Here is a 14,788-nt window from a genome sequence, read left to right as displayed (position 1 = left end):
GGCCAGAGTGGCTCAAATCAGTAGGCGAGACCCATGCTGCGGCTGGTTTCATCACCGAGATAAACACGAATGCTGAGGAAGTCGGTGGGGCAGGCGGTTTCACAACGCTTGCAACCCACGCAGTCCTCAGTGCGGGGAGAGGAAGCGATTTGACCGGCCTTGCAGCCGTCCCACGGCACCATTTCAAGCACGTCCAGAGGGCAGGCCCGCACGCACTGGGTGCAACCGATGCAGGTGTCGTAGATCTTGACGGCGTGGGACATGTGCCCGTTCCTGAACAGATGGCTTGGCGTCAACGTACCTGCAGCAAGCGCGGCTGAGCCGCCGGTAACGGTTGGCCGTCACCGTTGTTAACGACCGCTTGCCCAGCCCGTAGGATGCGTCGTCCCGTCTTCACGGCCATGTCCCAGGAAGCGATCCTCGAAAAAGTCCGTTCGATCGTGGCGGAGCAACTCAGCGTTGATGCCGGCGACGTGAAGCCGGAATCCAACTTTCAAAACGATCTAGGCGCCGACTCCCTCGACACCGTCGAGCTGGTGATGGCCCTGGAAGAAGCCTTCGACATCGAAATCCCCGACGAGGCCGCTGAAGGCATCACCACCGTCGGCGACGCCGTCAAGTACATCGAAGACAAGCAGGCCTGAGGTTTTCGGATGGTGGAGGGTCTCCAACGCGTCGTGGTCACCGGCCTCGGCGCGGTGACACCGATCGGCAACACCGTTGCCGACTATTGGACCGGTCTGACCTCCGGCAAGAATGGTGTGGCGCCGATCACCCTGTTCGACGCCAGCGCCCACGCCTGCCGCTTCGCAGCCGAGGTCAAAGACTTCGACCCCAGCGGCTACCTCGAAGCCAAGGAGGCGAAGCGCTGGGACAGGTTTTGCAAGTTTGGCGTTGTCGCCGCCAAGCAGGCGCTTGCTGATGCCGGTCTTGAGATCAACGAATCGAACGCCGAGCGCATCGGTATCAGCATCGGTTCGGGTGTCGGCGGACTGCTGACCATGGAGACCCAGGCCCATGTGCTGGCCGACAAGGGCCCAGGCCGCGTGAGCCCGTTCACGGTGCCGATGATGATCCCCAACATGGCCACCGGCCTGGCGGCGATCGCCGTCGGCGCCAAGGGACCCAGTTCCGCAGTCGCCACCGCCTGCGCAGCTGGATCCAACGCGATCGGAGATGCCTTCCGCATCCTGCAGCTCGGCAAAGCCGACGCCATGATCTGCGGGGGTGCTGAATCGGCAATCACTCCTCTGGGTGTTGCCGGTTTCGCCAGCGCCAAAGCCCTGTCCTTCCGCAACGACGACCCGGCTACCGCCAGTCGTCCCTTCGACCGGGAGCGGGATGGCTTTGTGATCGGTGAAGGTGCAGGCATTCTCGTGCTGGAAACCCTGGCCCACGCGCAAGCTCGGGGGGCCACGGTGCTGGCGGAACTGGTGGGTTATGGCACCACCTGCGATGCCCACCACATCACCGCCCCCACCCCGGGCGGTGTCGGTGGCGCTGCCGCCATCAAACTCGCCCTGGCTGATGCAGGGCTGGCCCCCGAGAACGTTGGCTACGTCAACGCCCACGGCACCAGTACGCCCGCCAACGACAGCAACGAAACTGCAGCGATCAAGAGCGCCCTCGGCGCCCGTGCCCTGCAGATTCCCGTGAGCTCCACCAAATCGATGACCGGCCACCTGCTCGGCGGTTCCGGCGGCATCGAAGCGGTGGCCAGCGTGCTCGCGATCCGCCATGGGGTCGTCCCCCCCACCATCAACTACGCCAACCCGGATCCCGACTGTGATCTGGATGTCGTACCGAACACCGCCCGTGAAGCCACACTGGATGCGGTGCTCTCCAACTCCTTCGGCTTCGGCGGCCACAACGTCTGCCTTGCCTTCCGTCGCATGGGCTGATTCAGCCCTGCGTCCCCGTCCCAGTATCCCGTCAACACGCCATGGTCGCCGCGCCCGCTTCCCTCGACACGCTCTGCATCAACAGCATCCGCATGCTGGCTGTCGATGCCATTAACAAGTCCAAGAGCGGCCACCCCGGTCTGCCCATGGGCTGTGCACCGATGGGTTACACCCTCTGGGACAAGTTCCTGAAGCACAACCCTAAGAACCCCAAGTGGTTCAACCGTGACCGCTTCGTGCTGTCCGCCGGTCACGGCTGCATGCTGCTTTATGCGCTTCTGCACCTCACCGGTTACGACTCGGTGTCGATCGACGACATCAAACAGTTCCGCCAGTGGGGCTCCAAAACTCCCGGTCACCCCGAGACCTTCGAAACCCCTGGGGTTGAGGTGACCACCGGCCCTCTGGGGGCGGGGATCTCCAACGCCGTCGGCCTAGCCATTGCCGAGTCGCACCTGGCCGCCAAGTTCAACAAGCCTGGCGCCACCCTGGTGGATCACTACACCTACGTGATCATGGGTGATGGCTGCAATCAGGAAGGTGTGGCCTCCGAAGCCGCCTCCCTGGCCGGGCACCTGAAGCTGGGCAAGCTGATCGCCCTGTATGACGACAACCACATCACCATTGATGGACGCACCGATGTGTCCTTCACTGAAGATGTGCTCAAGCGCTACGAGGCCTACGGCTGGCACGTGCAGCATGTGGCTGATGGCAACACCGATGTGAACGCCATCAGCAAGGCGATCGAAGCGGCCAAGGCCGTCACCGACAAGCCGTCGATCATCAAGGTGACCACCACCATCGGCTACGGCTCCCCCAACAAGAGCGACACCGCCGGCGTGCATGGCGCTCCTCTGGGTGAAGACGAGACCGCATTGACCCGCCAACAACTGGGCTGGGAGTACGGCCCCTTTGAGGTGCCCCAGGAGGCCTACGACCAGTTCCGTCAGGCCATCGATCGCGGCGCCAGCCTTGAAGCGGAGTGGAATCAGACCCTGGCGACCTACCGGAGCCAGTACCCCTCCGAAGCTGCTGTGTTCGAGCGGATGCTGCGCGGTGAACTGCCCCAGGGTTGGGACAAGGACCTGCCCACCTACACCCCCGCTGACGGTGGACTGGCCACCCGCAAGCACTCCCAGATCTGCCTGGGTGCTCTGGGCCCCAACCTGCCTGAACTGATCGGCGGCTCCGCCGACCTCACCCACTCCAACTACACCGATATCAAGGGCGAAACCGGCTCTTACCAGCCCGAAACCCCTGAGAAGCGCTACCTGCACTTCGGTGTGCGCGAGCACGCGATGGCGGCCATCCTCAATGGCATCGCGTATCACAACAGTGGCCTCATCCCCTACGGCGGCACCTTCCTGGTGTTCGCCGACTACATGCGCGGCTCCATGCGCCTCTCGGCCCTGAGCGAGCTGGGTGTGATCTACGTGTTGACCCACGATTCCATCGGCGTCGGAGAAGACGGGCCCACCCACCAGCCGATCGAGACCATCCCCTCCCTGCGGGCGATGCCCAACCTGCTGGTGTTCCGCCCTGGTGACGGCAATGAAACCAGCGGTGCCTACAAGCTGGCAATCGAGAACCGCAAGCGCCCCAGCGCCCTTTGCCTCAGCCGCCAGAACATGGCCAACCAGGCCAACTCCTCGATCGAGAAGGTCGCCCACGGCGGCTACATCCTCGAAGACTGCGAGGGCACCCCTGAGCTGATCCTGATCGGCACCGGCACCGAGCTCGACCTCTGCGTGCAGGCGGCCAAACAGCTCAGCGCCGAAGGTCGCAAGGTGCGCGTCGTGTCGATGCCCTGCGTGGAACTCTTCGATGAGCAGAGCGATGCCTACAAGGAGCAAGTGCTCCCCGCAGCCGTGCGCAAGCGCATCGTGGTGGAAGCAGCCGAAAGCTTCGGCTGGCACCGCTTCATCGGCCTCGATGGAGACAGCGTCACCATGAATCGCTTCGGCGCCTCTGCCCCTGGCGGCACATGCATGAAGGAGTTCGGCTTCACAGTGGAGAACGTCGTGGCAAAATCCAAAACTCTCCTTGGATGACGACATGACTGTGAACCGTCAGCCTGAGCCGACTGGTTCAACAGAGAGTGACCAGCAACTTGCCCCTTCTGCCATGGTGCAGGAGGGGATTTTTCTTGGCTCAGACCCTACGAAACGCAAAGAACCGGAGAGGAGACGGGGACAGAAACGACGATTCGGTGCAGCTGGCCTGCTGAATGTGCTGGTCACCAATGCTGTGCTGCAGTTCCTCCTGGCCAGCAACCTGGTGACCGTAGTCATGGCCACCTTGATCAGCCAGGTGATCAACACCGGCCTCGGGTATGCCATATACGGAAAGCTTGTTTTCAGAGCCAAAGGACTGCGTCACCACAGGCCGATGTTTCGCTATTTGTTATTGATGACGGCCATGTGGCTTCTGAATGCCGCAGGAATTGAGACCGGCGAGGGATTCGGCATTCAGAAAAATCTTGCCGCTGCAGCACTAATCCCCTGCCTAGCCGTGATATCCTTCTGCGCACAGAAGCATTGGGTGTTCAAGCAGTGAAACTGAGCATCATCATCCCTTGCTACAACGAATCAGCCACGATTATGTCGCTGATCGACGCAGTCAAACAGTCGCCTGTTGCCGAAAGAGAAATCATCATTGTTGATGACGGCTCGAAAGACGGCACCCGCGAGACCCTGAACACACTGAACGATCCCGAAGTACGGGTAATCTTTCACGAGGTGAATCAAGGCAAGGGCGCAGCACTGCGAACGGGCTTCCAGGAGGCAACCGGCGACATCTGCATCGTTCAAGATGCCGACCTTGAATACGATCCCCAGGAATTTCCAATTGTAATTCAGCCGATTATTGACGGCAAAGCCGACGTGGTGTTTGGCAGCCGCTTCCAAAGTGGAAGGCCCCATCGCGTGGTGTACTTCTGGCACCGCGTAGGCAACGGCATTCTCACCTTGATGAGCAACTTCTTCACGGATTTAAATCTATCGGACATGGAAACTTGCTATAAAGCGTTCCGCCGTGAAGTGATTCAGGCAATCAACATTCGCGAAAATCGCTTTGGCTTCGAACCGGAAGTAACAGCCAAAATCTCAAAAATGAATCTACGAATCTACGAGGTGGGAATCTCCTACTACGGCCGCACCTACGACGAAGGCAAAAAAATCGGCTGGAAAGATGGCATTAGAGCTATCTACTGCATTCTCAAATACAATCTATGGTCTAAGCGCTGAAGTCCACCATGCGTGTAACCCGCAATCTGATCACAGGTGGAGCTGGCTTCCTTGGCTCTCACCTTACTGATCGCCTGATGGAAGCAGGCGAAGAGGTCATCTGCCTCGACAACTACTTCACAGGGCGCAAAAGCAACATTGCCCAATGGATTGGTCATCCACGCTTTGAACTGATCCGCCACGACGTGACAGAGCCGATTCGGCTGGAAGTGGATCGAATCTGGCACCTTGCTTGTCCGGCGTCACCGGTGCATTACCAGTTCAATCCGATCAAAACAGCCAAAACCAGTTTTCTAGGCACCCTCAATATGCTCGGACTCGCGCGCCGGGTGGGCGCACGACTGCTCCTTGCCAGCACTAGCGAGGTGTACGGGGATCCAGAAGTACATCCCCAACCGGAAAGTTATCGCGGTTGTGTAAACACAATCGGCATACGCAGCTGTTACGACGAGGGCAAACGCATCGCCGAAACCCTCTGTTTTGACTACCAGCGCATGCACGGCACAGAAATCCGTGTAATGCGCATATTCAACACCTATGGGCCGCGCATGCTCCCGGACGACGGAAGGGTGGTGAGCAACTTCATCGTACAGGCTCTGACCAATAAGCCCATTACCCTTTATGGAGGCGGGGGGCAGACTAGGTCATTTTGCTACGTGGATGATCTCATCCAAGGGATGATTTTATTAATGAATAGCAATGAAAGCGGACCTATAAACATTGGGAATCCAGGCGAATTTTCAATCAAGCAGCTCGCAGAAAAAGTTCGCGCTTTAATCAACCCCGAACTTAAATTCATAAACCTTCCTTTGCCACAAGACGACCCCCTGCAACGACAACCAGACATCGCACTCGCTAATCAAAGATTGAACTGGTCTCCGAAAATAAGCCTTGACCAAGGATTACCACCAACGCTAGAATGGTTTAAATCAATTGTTTAACTTTGGATCACTCGAGAGGATTTCCTTGACTTCCATACAATAAGAAAATTAATTGTATAAAAGAATATGATAACCGCAATGGGCACGAAAGGTTCTGAAAACCTAGTCCAAAACTGGCTAACGAATGCATAAAACCAAAAATATGCAGATGGCGCTAATGAGAGCAGGAATAAGACTCTGCTTCGGAGAATTATGGCGATTAATGGCATGAAGACAAAATTAGTCATCACAACGAAATTAAGAGCAGTCCCAAACCAGTCAGAAACTGCAAATGACCACAATCCCCTCCATGCAAGGGGCAATGTCAAAGCAAAATGCTTAAGAGGATACCTTTTAAAAGTATTGAAGAATTCACGCTTACCCTCATCATCGACATCAAAAGTCAAACCACTAGCAATAGCATTCCCTTGAAACTTTAATGGCAATGCCTTTTTGCCTCTCATATACAAACTTTTAACATCATCAAAACGCTTGGACTCAAGAAGGTCAACGTCACAATCTAATCTTCTATGAAGCTGAAGATCACCTCCACATTCTAATTGGCTTGATTTATAACCCAGAAAAGGCTCCCATATTGATTGTCGCAATAGAGTAGGAGAGTACGCATAGAAAGCGCCAAGGTACTGAGACCGATTAATTTTATTGAATTCAGAACGAATCCACAAGACTCGTCCACCACCTTGCGCAATCGCCGGACTATCAAATTCAAGATAATTTCTGGATATCCATGGGCCAACAACAATCCCGAAACCAATGGCTAAACATAAGAGTGTTTTCAAGATTTGCTTGTATTGCGCTAAAAAATTGAGATTAAACCTTTTCTCTAAGGCAAACGCATACAAGGGAATCGTCGCAAAGGCCACATAAGCACCAGATGCTTTTGTAAGAACCAACAAGCCATAGACAACGCCAACGGACAAATAAGAAGCGAAACTATTATGTCGAAAGGAGTGCACCGTAACAACAGCCAAAAGCAATAAAATAGCTGCCGCAGGGAGCTCAGTATTTAGATTATTTAGCTCGAGCCGAACAAAAACAGCATTGGAAATAATAATACTGAAAAGTGCCACTAAATCGGCAACAAGACTATCCTCAAAGAGTTGGCGACATAAAACCCATGCCAGTGCAAACAACAATATGGCCCAAAAAATATTCACATGTACAGCAGCATCTAGTATGGGCTGCTTACTCAATACTTCTACTTTGCTAAGACCGCTTTCGGGTCGATAGAAAATAAATAGAAAGATGGCCAAGATCCAGTTTGGCAAAGGCTCTCGCCTGAAACCAGGTGCACCAATATCATGGCCATACTCAAGATTAGAATAAAAATTATATGAGGATAAAAAATTCTGAGTTGCATCACCACCCAAGTCTGCGCGAAGCCCCCAAGCTCCTTCAAGCCCAAAACCAATGATCAGCAAGACAACCGAGATGGGCAATAGCTTTTTGAGAAGCTCGATGAAACGAGGGGAAAGCACTAAAGCCATTGAAAGGATTCCTCAATCGAACAAAAAAATTGATTAATACTAGGGTTATATGACATGAAAGATGTCAAAGGGCCACTGACAATGTGATATAATTAGAATCAACTTTGTGATTATACACCTTAAACACATAGGTGTTGGAGCCCGGTCGAAGTTCTGCAACTTTGAAGGTATTGTCCGTCGTCCCTGGCACAACATTTCGAATTCTCAAAAGGGATATCCGTCAACTCCTGCAAAACATTCTCAATATTACTATTTAGACCTTCACTACAGATTTTGAGTGGTTCTTACTCTTTCAGCTTAATCGAGGATAGATAGCATGAATTTTTGATCGAGCGGCGCAATAGAGGAAGGGCCCTAAATATTTGAGATTTGAACCTCTAAAAATTGTACTCATCGAAAGCTTTATGTGGCTGTTCTCGAGGATGCAAAAGATTACCCTGACTTTAAAACGATGATGGAGACTGAACTTCAGTGCAGCGTCCGATGGCTTCCGTCATGCTCAGTACAAAAAGGTGGTCTTCATTCAAGACCGTAGAATGTAGACAAATTAAGCATTCTGCAAAAGCCATACCATTCACTTGAATGGTCCACAACTCGCCCGCACATGGAGCTAAACATTGAGGTTAGGAAGCAGGGAGATTAAGTTCTGGAATGATCAGCTCAACACTACACTCTCTAGATGTGAGCAGCAAGGTCAGACGAAGAATTGAATTGAAGCTGAGCCGCAAAATAACGCTTTTAACAACCAGGGGCACAAGGGAGCAATGACTATGATTGCGATGAAGCGCGTGGAGAGCTGGGGATTCTTTTTATCTTTGTTGAGGCTTTGATCAACGATCTCCTGGAATCTGAGATATTTCCGAAAGTTGACACTATGCATTTGAAACCACGGGCAGAAAACAGCTTGATGATCTAATAACATACGAAGAAAGGGACGCTTTGCTTATGGATGAAACAGGGCTTGCTTTCATAGGATAAACGAATTAACCATGGTGAAAAGTAAACTTGCCAAGCCGGCGCAGGCTAGCAAAAATGAATAGATTGTATGGCCTATTATGAGAAGTAGATAATTTGCTGGATTCGCCAATCGCAAAAAAAACAGCGAATGTCAAATGCCATCCAGCGTACTAACCAACTTGGAACTACTGAGGGGAAACAAAGGAAAAACGACAAAGATTCAGGCTTCAATTCATACTGTAAGATAGATACCATGAACCTCAAAGCACATGCCTTCCGCTTATCAGCTTACGGTGCAGTGGGTTTCCTCTGCGCAGGAGTCTACGCCGTAATTCTGATTATTCTTGAACAGTGGCTTCCCGTCTGGCTTGCCAATCCGGGAGCATTTTTAGTGGCTTCACTTGTTGGAAGCTTGGGGCATTCTCGTTATACATTTAGACGGGAAACTAGAGGTGACAGCTTTGCAAAACGGTGGGTTACGGCTCAATATCTAATCAATGTAACAGTCTGCACACTTTTACCATTAGTCTTGCCCTCATTCCTGGATGAAGGGATACGCCTTCTAATTCTTGTTTTCACTCCAACTTTACTGAATGCGTTTATATGGTCACAAGCTGCTCGCTTCTCAGAGAACAAACAAATAATTAGGACTCAACCATTACTACATGCTGACGATCTAGGACTAAGCAACGAAACTAATTATGCTATCTGCCAACTGACAAATGAAGGCAAGCTTAATGGTGCTAGCCTTTTAGTTCAAGCACCAGCAACACAAGAAGCAGTAAGGCTTTGGTCTCAGATCGAACAAAAATATCCCGATATTAATTTGTGTCTTCATTTATGCCTTACAGAAGGTCCTCCAAGTGCTAATACTAGTTCAGTAAAAAATCTCATTAATGGGAAAGGCTTTCTTCATTACTCATTTGGGAAATGGTTACTTCTTTCACTCATGCCCAATAACCTCAATTTCAAGAAAAAAATACGCCGACAATTAAGTCAGGAGATAAAGGCGCAAATCAAGCTATTTAAAATCTTGACCAAGAAAAATAATATTCAGCTAGATGGACATCAACATATTCATTTAGTGCCCATTGTAATCGAAGAAATTGTGAGAGTTGCAAACACTGAAAATATCAAATGGATTCGAAGCACTCGTGAGCCCTTACCTTCTGGACTTCCTATTCGATATTGGTGGCATGCTTTCCGTGATGCAGGCCTCTTGAAATGGTTAGTATTGCAGATACTAAGTATTATGGCAGAGAGTAAACTTAAGAGAAACAATATCTCAACAAATCAACTTCTATCTGGCATACTATTTACAGGGCAAATGACAATTCTACCTCTAAAAACTTGCTGGCAAGCGCTTTCTTGTCATCAAGTTAGTAAGAACAAAACTTCTTCAATACTCTTAGCACATCCAAGCTCTACCCCTAAGATTAATCTTTCCGAAGAAGGATTTAGTATATCTCATCCATTTGCGAAGTCTGAATATCGACAATTAGAATGGCAAGGACTAGAAACTTTAAGCGAAGAGTGGATAAATTAATCTGATAATTACTTAGAGATTGCGAAGATGGTGCTTCAGTGTTGAATCCGATCTTGTTCAATCCTGAAATGAATTTGATCTTAGATTAAAGGGGTTCACGAGAAAGAAAATATTCCTAACTGAGCGCTCTGAGCTAATATGGGTTCATTCACTCCTGGAACATGTCAATGAAAGCTTCAGAATATCAATTAGAGGAGCCAGTCATAAAGATATCTGTCGTCATACCCTGTTTTAATGAGTCAGAATCAATCAATGAATTAATCAAACAACTTGAGATTGGCTTTGTGCGTGGAGATACTCAACGTAGGTATAGGTTCATCTTAGTAGATGATGGATCTACAGATACAACGTGGGCATGCATAGAAAAATATTGTAGAGCAAAAAAATCGAGAGGCATAGGATTAAAACTCTCGAAAAATTTTGGTCATCAAAAGGCACTTTTGGCCGGCTTAGAATATGCGGTTAAGTCTTCAGACTATATATTGACAATGGATGCGGATTTGCAGCATCCTATTCATACTGGTTTGGAGATGCTTGACCTGGCTATTGCAGAAAACTTCAATATTGTGCTGGGAGAGAGAAAAGTAGACGCTCATAGCTCAGTTTTTAAGCGATCAACCTCTAAATCATTTTACAAGTTACTCAATCTTTTAGGTGCTGAAATTGCCCCAAATGTCTCTGACTTTAGAGTTATGGATCAACAATCAACGGCTGTACTCGTAGACCATGGTGATGCGACTTTTTTTACACGAGGAATTATCTCCCTTATTGGTTTCAAGCAAGCAATTTATCCTTACACAGTTGCTAGGCGTTTTGCCGGCGAAAGCAAATATAGTATCAAGAAAATGCTGAAGTTTGCATCAGAAGGTATCCTATCTCTATCCATAGCTCCTCTACGCCTAACCTTCATAGCCTCTGTCATTTTGTTTCTAATCTGTAGTGTAGTACTAATCTACATTCTTAAAGCATTTTTAGTAGGGGATGTGGTCAGCGGTTGGACTTCTATTATTCTATCGATGTACGTACTATTTGGTTTTAATTTTCTACTTATTGGAATATTAGGTGAATATATCGGAAAGATTTATTTCCAAAGTCTTCGCAGACCCAGATATATCATTCAAGAGATAGTAAGCAAGAATGAATAGAGTGATCATGTTGACCACATTGGAATGTATGCCATTACCATGATGAAAGAGAATTTAACTGGCTTGCATAGACTTAATCTAAAGCTTTAATTTTATAAATCTGGCCATTGGGTCTACCCGTATGCTTATGATTGAATTGATAAATCAACTCATATGTAATATTTGGTTGAGTAGGCAAAATTGAGTCTGTTCGATCGATGTTAATATATAGATCATCGGTCTGAGGAATATATTCAGTGTAAGGACCGATACCGTCCTTGATAAAGAATTTACCATAGCCCGGATTCCACTCAATAAGTCTGTCATAGCGAAGACGATCTAGATGTCTGCTTTTATCGAACCAAGATTGAGAGGAATAAATTATATTTACTTGGTCTCCATTCTTTTTTCGCTCTCGTGTGATTTGATCAATTTTATCATAAGTTTGCTCCCATGAGTTGTGCAATTCATGGACTCTACTAGCATGACCATAAAAAGAATATCTTTTATCAAGGTGCTCATAACCTATGAATAATAAAGTGATGGCAAAGCCAGCAATTCCAACAAAGTGCTTACTTGGCAGTTTTTTATCTAGACGTTTTGAAGCCCAACACCATAGAACCAATATATTAACTATTGTTATAAACTCAATTGGAGCGTACTGGTAACTATAGCCTTTAAAGCCAACCAATACATAGAGAGCAAAAGCATATGTAATAGCCGATATATTCAATATATCCAACAAATTTATATTTTTTCTTCTCGCAAGGATTAACGCTAATCTTACTATTGTAAAAGAAACAAGAATCCAAAATCTTATGATTGGACTAAATACCGTGCCAGCCGATGTGCTGCCATAAGCTTCTGTGTCAAGGTAAGTGCTTGGTATCAATGACAAATAAATATAGCTCATAATGAATGCACTAAATAACCAACAGAGCCATAGTTCAAGCTTGTATAAGCTGTAAAATCTCCTCCAGTTTTTCAGGGGATGAACAAAGCCTTCTCCATTGGTATTCAATAAATTCGGAAATGGCAGAAAGTTGGCGCCTATAACAATTGCAGCTGGAAAGATGAAGAGTATAAAACCAGTATCTTTCCAATACATGCCCAGAAGAGCAAGCAAAAAAGTTATATAAAAAGATGATCGATCACGATGACGCAAATAGTGCAAATAAGTTAGAGAGTACATTGACAAGAGAAATGTCAACATCCTTTCTGGATAATCTAATTGAAAGAAAGCATTTGCAATAGAAGCACAAAATAATGTTAGAAGAGCACTAATTAGCAGAAGCGAGGCAGCAGACTTATTTCCACTGATATTTTCAGCAAGCCGCTTTGCACAGACAACGACTGTAATTAACTGTACGGCGCTTATCAACATCATTACTTTGACATAAGGAGTAAACCAGGTATAAACGTGAAGATCTTGATGAGATAAAGGGAAAAGTCGATAATCTTCACGTCGCAGAGTTTCAGATACGAAGTCGTAACGGATGCTAAAATTACTTAAAAAATTATCTCGAAATACGTCTTGAATCCATCCTATAAGTTCTCCATGAAACCACGTTGCTTCTTGTACCAACAAAACTGTATAAACCGTAAATATGGCTGTAACAACAGGATTGCTCTTAACAAATGACACAAGGCGCGAACCAAAGAATTTTTTGACTCGTGACTCTCGTGAAAACTCATGATGCTTTTCTCTTGCAATTTTAATGCCCAAATAGATAATGGCACTCAAGAGAACAATCAGAAAAAGATCGTACGCTGTCCCAAGATATTGGCCTGCTAAGGCATTTCCAACAGATTCTTCTGGGTCCGGTAAAAAACTTCTATTATTTTTAAGCCATTGCCACAGAATAAGACCTACAGAACTAGCAAAGGAGGTCAGCGCTGTGGCATAAAAAAGTGATTTCGAACCATCTCGATGATTTTTGAAATCATTGACTGTAGGATTTTGAATCATTATATTCAAATGAATTGAACATTACTGGCAATTTTATTCAGAGCAAGACTCAATCAAACTTCTTCATCTTAACTTGGCTCAAATGAGCCCCACCTTTTGCTTCTAAAGCCTTTTCAAGGCCTTCAAGATCAGCATCGGTGATTTTGGTCTGCATGGGGCAGTGCTTCGGACCACACATCGAGCAGAATTCGGCCTGCTTATAGATATCCGCTGGAAGGGTTTCGTCGTGATACTCCTTGGCACGCTCGGGATCGAGTGACAACTCAAACTGTTTGTTCCAGTCGAAGTTGTAACGGGCACGGCTGAGCTCATCGTCACGATCACGGGCACCGGGGCGGTGACGGGCGATATCAGCCGCATGGGCAGCGATCTTGTAGGCGATCAGGCCTTCGCGCACGTCTTCCGCGTTGGGCAGACCCAGGTGCTCCTTTGGGGTCACATAGCAAAGCATTGCCGTGCCATGCCAACCGGCCATCGCCGCACCGATCGCTGAGGTGATGTGGTCATAACCTGGGGCGATGTCGGTGACCAGGGGGCCCAGCACATAGAAAGGTGCTTCGTTGCACTCCTCCATCTGCTTCTTCACGTTGAACTCAATCTGGTCCAAAGGGACGTGGCCCGGACCCTCGACCATCACCTGCACATCATGGGTCCAGGCGCGACGCGTCAATTCACCCAGGGTGTGAAGTTCGGCCAGCTGCGCTGCATCCGACGCATCGTGCTGACAGCCAGGGCGCAATGAATCACCCAGCGAGAAGGTGCAGTCGTAGCGCTTGAAGATCTCGCAGATGTCGTCAAAGCGCGTATAGAGCGGGTTTTGACGATGGTGATACAACATCCACTGCGCAAGGATGCCGCCGCCACGGCTCACGATCCCGGTGATGCGGCCCTTCACCTTGGGAAGGTGTTCGATCAGCAGACCGGCATGGATGGTCTGGTAATCAACGCCCTGCTGGCAGTGCTTCTCGATGATGTGCAGGAAGTCGTCTTCATCGAGCTTTTCGATCGAGCCGTGCACACTCTCCAGAGCCTGGTAAACAGGCACCGTACCGATCGGCACCGGCGAAGCATTAATGATCGCCGTGCGCACCTCATCCAGGTTCACGCCACCGGTGGAGAGGTCCATCACTGTGTCGGCGCCATATTTGACCGCCAACTTGAGTTTCTTCACCTCCTCTTCCGCATCCGAGGCATTCGGAGAGGCACCGATGTTGGCGTTCACCTTGCACTTGCTGGCGATGCCGATCGCCATCGGCTCCAGGTTGGTGTGATTGATGTTGGCCGGGATGATCATGCGGCCCCGGGCCACCTCTTCCATCACCAGCGACTCGGGCAGGTTCTCTCGCTTGGCCACATGGGCCATCTCCTCGGTCACCACCCCTTGGCGGGCGTAGTGCATCTGCGACACATTGGCCTGACCCTGGCGGGCGGCAACCCAAGAAGCACGCATGATCGAATCGGCGACGGGATAGCCAGAGGTGGGCTAGAGCCCGGGATCACGCTTGGTCACTTCCCTGCGCCGGCATGACCCGGATCAGGTGCGGAGGGTGTGATCTCAGCCCGATGAGTCGCGAGCGACCCGGGCACCCCTAGTGGTGCCGGAACGGTAGCAAGAGTC

12 protein-coding genes and 1 riboswitch are annotated in these 14,788 nt (G+C 49.4%); of the genes, 8 read left to right on the top strand and 4 right to left on the bottom strand.

Features of this window, described 5'->3' with window-relative positions:
• Positions 1–17 precede the first annotated feature (17 nt).
• A complete protein-coding gene (gene psaC, locus CWE17_RS06870) occupies positions 18–263 on the bottom strand; it encodes a photosystem I iron-sulfur center protein PsaC (protein WP_007099573.1) in 246 nt (81 codons plus the stop codon).
• Between the two features lie 138 nt (positions 264–401).
• Here psaC and acpP point away from each other — a divergent pair, with 138 nt between their 5' ends.
• The 6 genes from acpP to CWE17_RS06840 are packed head-to-tail and all read left to right on the top strand — an operon-like array spanning position 402 to position 6,087.
• A complete protein-coding gene (acpP, locus tag CWE17_RS06865; RefSeq protein ID WP_131455659.1) occupies positions 402–644 on the top strand; it encodes an acyl carrier protein in 243 nt (80 codons plus the stop codon).
• A gap of 9 nt (positions 645–653) precedes the next feature.
• A complete protein-coding gene (gene fabF / locus CWE17_RS06860) occupies positions 654–1,901 on the top strand; it encodes a beta-ketoacyl-ACP synthase II (protein WP_131455657.1) in 1,248 nt (415 codons plus the stop codon).
• Between the two features lie 41 nt (positions 1,902–1,942).
• Entirely contained in the window at positions 1,943–3,952 is a 2,010-nt protein-coding gene (gene tkt, locus CWE17_RS06855) for a transketolase (RefSeq protein WP_131455655.1), read from the top strand.
• Between the two features lie 4 nt (positions 3,953–3,956).
• Complete coding sequence (locus CWE17_RS06850; protein WP_131455653.1) at positions 3,957–4,457, top strand: GtrA family protein; 501 nt, start codon at positions 3,957–3,959, stop codon at positions 4,455–4,457.
• On the top strand, positions 4,454–5,146 hold the full coding sequence (locus CWE17_RS06845; RefSeq protein ID WP_131455652.1) for a glycosyltransferase family 2 protein: 693 nt from the start codon (positions 4,454–4,456) through the stop codon (positions 5,144–5,146). The genes CWE17_RS06850 and CWE17_RS06845 overlap by 4 nt, the downstream gene beginning before the upstream one ends.
• An 8-nt stretch (positions 5,147–5,154) precedes the next feature.
• A complete protein-coding gene (locus CWE17_RS06840) occupies positions 5,155–6,087 on the top strand; it encodes a UDP-glucuronic acid decarboxylase family protein (protein WP_131455651.1) in 933 nt (310 codons plus the stop codon).
• On the opposite strand, the gene CWE17_RS06835 is transcribed toward CWE17_RS06840, so the two are convergent.
• Positions 6,084–7,574 (bottom strand): hypothetical protein, encoded by a 1,491-nt coding sequence (locus CWE17_RS06835; RefSeq protein ID WP_131455649.1) that lies wholly within the window; start codon positions 7,572–7,574, stop codon positions 6,084–6,086. The two genes, CWE17_RS06840 and CWE17_RS06835, sit on opposite strands and share 4 nt — an antisense overlap.
• 1,105 nt (positions 7,575–8,679) lie before the next feature.
• Between CWE17_RS06835 and CWE17_RS06830 the strand changes: the two genes are divergently transcribed.
• Entirely contained in the window at positions 8,680–10,077 is a 1,398-nt protein-coding gene (locus tag CWE17_RS06830; protein WP_240789295.1) for a ChbG/HpnK family deacetylase, read from the top strand.
• Between the two features lie 161 nt (positions 10,078–10,238).
• A complete protein-coding gene (locus CWE17_RS06825; protein WP_131455646.1) occupies positions 10,239–11,222 on the top strand; it encodes a glycosyltransferase family 2 protein in 984 nt (327 codons plus the stop codon).
• A 73-nt stretch (positions 11,223–11,295) separates the two neighbouring features.
• Here CWE17_RS06825 and CWE17_RS06820 read toward each other — a convergent pair whose 3' ends face one another.
• Both CWE17_RS06820 and thiC read right to left on the bottom strand, forming a co-directional pair.
• Entirely contained in the window at positions 11,296–13,170 is a 1,875-nt protein-coding gene (locus CWE17_RS06820; protein WP_131455643.1) for a hypothetical protein, read from the bottom strand.
• Between the two features lie 49 nt (positions 13,171–13,219).
• Positions 13,220–14,620 carry a phosphomethylpyrimidine synthase ThiC gene (thiC, locus tag CWE17_RS06815; protein WP_131455641.1) on the bottom strand — a complete coding sequence of 467 codons (1,401 nt, stop codon included), beginning with the start codon at positions 14,618–14,620 and terminating at the stop codon, positions 13,220–13,222.
• A 44-nt stretch (positions 14,621–14,664) separates the two neighbouring features.
• A riboswitch (TPP riboswitch) is annotated at positions 14,665–14,771 on the bottom strand.
• Positions 14,772–14,788: the final 17 nt, after the last annotated feature.

This window comes from Synechococcus sp. BS56D (assembly GCF_004332405.1).
GTDB lineage: Bacteria > Cyanobacteriota > Cyanobacteriia > PCC-6307 > Cyanobiaceae > Synechococcus_C.
Note: the sequence above shows the minus strand (reverse complement) of the source record. Positions and strands in the feature narration are given on the sequence as shown.